A 2,698-nucleotide genomic window follows, 5' to 3' on the forward strand; every position below is an offset into this window, starting at 1 on the left:
CCTCTTCGTAATTCAGTAACAGTGCTTCATGCGATGTATAAAAATCAGTTTCACGTAAGGTATGGTAAGTATCGGAAGTAATACCACATGCTGCCATAAAACGGAGAGAATCATCGATTTGACCTGAAAGTTCATCGTATTTTTTGGTCATTTCATTTTGCCCTACAAAACCCAAATTCCAAGCATGAACTTGATGTAGATCAGCCAATCCACCCGATGCAAAAGCACGGAGCAAATTAAGGGTAGATGCAGATTGATTATACGCTTGAACCATACGGTAGGGATCAGGAATGCGAGCAGCTTCACTAAACTCAACACCATTAATAATATCTCCACGATAACTAGGAAAACTAACTCCATCGATCGTTTCCATATCTGAAGAACGTGGCTTAGCAAACTGTCCACCAAGACGCCCTACCTTGACCACAGGAACGCCTCCTGCAAAGGTCATAACAACAGCCATCTGCATCATTACCTTGAACGTATCTCTAATATTATGTGCGTGAAACTCGGAAAAGCTCTCGGCGCAATCGCCCCCTTGGAGCAAAAAGGCTTTCCCTTCACATACATCTGCCAAACTTTTCTTAAGGGTACGCGCTTCACCTGCGAAAACGAGAGGAGGATAGTTGCGAAGTTGTGATTCAATTTGTTCTAAAATTGCCATATCAGGATAAGTAGGCTGCTGTTTGATCGGTTTTTCTCTCCAGCTTGATCGATTCCATGTGCTCATATCATCTCCTGCGTGCCATTGCACCATAATTGTTAGTGGACGAATTTTATCCATTTATTCTAAAAGAGGACTGATTGAGAAGAGCAAAAGTTAGATTTATGTTTGAAAAAGTATAATGGCATTAGATTTAACAAGTTCAATTTCTCACTTTTTTCAAGGTAATCAAGGGAGTTTGAACATTGTATTTAGATTATATATCTTCTTTTTTAAGGCAATTATGGTGGAAACCAATCACGTCAACCCATTATTGGTACACTTTTGTCAAGCACTCTCTATTCAAGTCGATTCCATCGGCAAGCATCAAGAGACTATAGACCCGATCGAATTTGCTGAGTTCATTGCCATAGCAACACGTGAAGTGCTTGATTCTTATATCGCCGGAGAAGTTGATTTATTAACATATCGAAATACAACAACAGAAGAATATAAAATTCTTGCCGAAAAAAGTATAGAGTCCTATTCGGAAAGCAATGCAAAAATTGGAGAAATTAGTAAAAAACAAGCTGAACTTATTGGCATAGCTGACGATACAACATTGATCGATTTTGGAAAAATAACTAAAAAATTCAGTGAGATCCAAAGTCATTTAAGTGATGAAGTTTCTCGTGCAAATGATATGATTTATGTACTCATGAAACAAATAAAATCATTGGAAATGAAGACCTCTCTTGATCCGCTCACTAATGTTTATAACCGATATGCACTGCAAGAACATTTAAAAAAACTTTTGATTAATAAAATAGTTGCTTTTAATGTTTTTGCTTTGATGATTGATATAGATGATTTCAAAGTAATCAATGATACTTTTGGTCATATTGCTGGGGATAAAGTTCTTATCTTTGTTGCTAAATTACTCAAAAAAACGCTTCGAGAAGGTGATAAAGTTTACCGTTTCGGGGGGGAAGAGTTTATTATTTTGCTTAATCGAACAGATTTAGAAGGTGCACGATTAGTGGCTGATCGACTTCTTAACCTTTGTCGGAATAATAAACCTCTTTTCCAAAATCAGCAAATCTCGGTAACCTTGAGCATTGGCTTAACCAAAGTTATAGAGGGAGATTCAATGGATTTGATCATAGAACGTTCAGATACAGCTTTATATCGTGCAAAAAGTAATGGAAAAGATCGTTTGGAAATGGAGTTTTAATGGAGTTGAATTATTTTGATGTTGCTGTAGGCTCTCTTATTTTACTTTTAGGTTTAAAAGGGTTACTGAACGGTTTTTCAAAAGAAGTATTCGGATTGGCTGGGATTGTGGGAGGAGTATTCGTCGCTTCACATATCGGTGGCGTTATCGGTAAAATTTTAAGTGACACACTTTTTCATTTTGAAACAGCAACCGCTGTTAATCTTATAGGGTTTATTTTTGCTCTTGGTATTTTTTGGCTTTTAATGGTTACATTAGGCGTAGGGTTTAAAAAATTGAGTTCTTTGAGTGGATTAGATCCTTTGGATCGAATATTAGGATTTATTGTCGGAAGCAGTAAGTTTTTCTTTATTTTTTCAATTATTGTTTATGCTTTATTTAGCGTTACAGCAATTAAAGAAAATTTTGAAGAAAAAATGTCAAACAGTTTTTTTTATAAACCTATGCTTTCAACCGGAAATTTTATTCTTCACATTGAAACCGATGGTGTTACTAAGATGATAGATATTAATGGAAGTGAATCCAATAGTTTAACCAAGGAGAAATAACTTTATGAGTCACTATACAAATTTCACGGAAAGAACAATAGAATATGCGAAACTTTTGAGTGATTTTAAACAACTTTTGAAAGCGAATGGTCTTAAATTTACTATTCAGCGTGAAGTAATTTTAGAAATGTTGTATAACTCCGATGAACATCTAACGCCTGAAGGACTTCATCATTTAATTCAACAAAAACATCCTGAGCTCAATACTGGTATTGCTACGGTGTATCGTACTCTTTCGCTTCTTGAAGATTCTGATATGGTAACATCTTTATC

4 protein-coding genes are annotated in these 2,698 nt (G+C 35.7%); 3 read left to right on the plus strand and 1 reads right to left on the minus strand.

Annotation, left to right across the window (positions count from 1 at the left end; all coding sequences use genetic code 11):
* On the minus strand, positions 1 to 730 hold a 730-nt coding region (locus WA010_RS10210), incomplete at its 3' end, for a 3-deoxy-7-phosphoheptulonate synthase (protein ID WP_422557009.1).
* Between the two features lie 115 nt (positions 731 to 845).
* Between WA010_RS10210 and WA010_RS10215 the strand changes: the two genes are divergently transcribed.
* The 3 genes from WA010_RS10215 to WA010_RS10225 form a co-directional block, all read left to right on the plus strand.
* Positions 846 to 1,877 carry a GGDEF domain-containing protein gene (locus tag WA010_RS10215; RefSeq protein ID WP_422557010.1) on the plus strand — a complete coding sequence of 344 codons (1,032 nt, stop codon included), beginning with the start codon at positions 846 to 848 and terminating at the stop codon, positions 1,875 to 1,877.
* Positions 1,877 to 2,425, plus strand: coding sequence for a CvpA family protein (locus WA010_RS10220; RefSeq protein ID WP_422557011.1), 549 nt, complete (start codon positions 1,877 to 1,879; stop codon positions 2,423 to 2,425). The genes WA010_RS10215 and WA010_RS10220 overlap by 1 nt, the downstream gene beginning before the upstream one ends.
* Positions 2,426 to 2,429: 4 nt before the next feature.
* A partial coding sequence (locus WA010_RS10225; RefSeq protein ID WP_422557012.1) for a Fur family transcriptional regulator occupies positions 2,430 to 2,698 on the plus strand: 269 nt, incomplete at its 3' end.

The organism is Sulfuricurvum sp. (genome assembly GCF_049305995.1).
Lineage (GTDB): Bacteria > Campylobacterota > Campylobacteria > Campylobacterales > Sulfurimonadaceae > Sulfuricurvum.

Coding starts and splice junctions, on each gene's coding strand:
- WA010_RS10215 (WP_422557010.1), top strand. CDS start 846: ATGGCATTAGATTTAACAAGTTCAATTTCTCACTTTTTTCAAGGTAAT.
- WA010_RS10220 (WP_422557011.1), top strand. CDS start 1,877: ATGGAGTTGAATTATTTTGATGTTGCTGTAGGCTCTCTTATTTTACTT.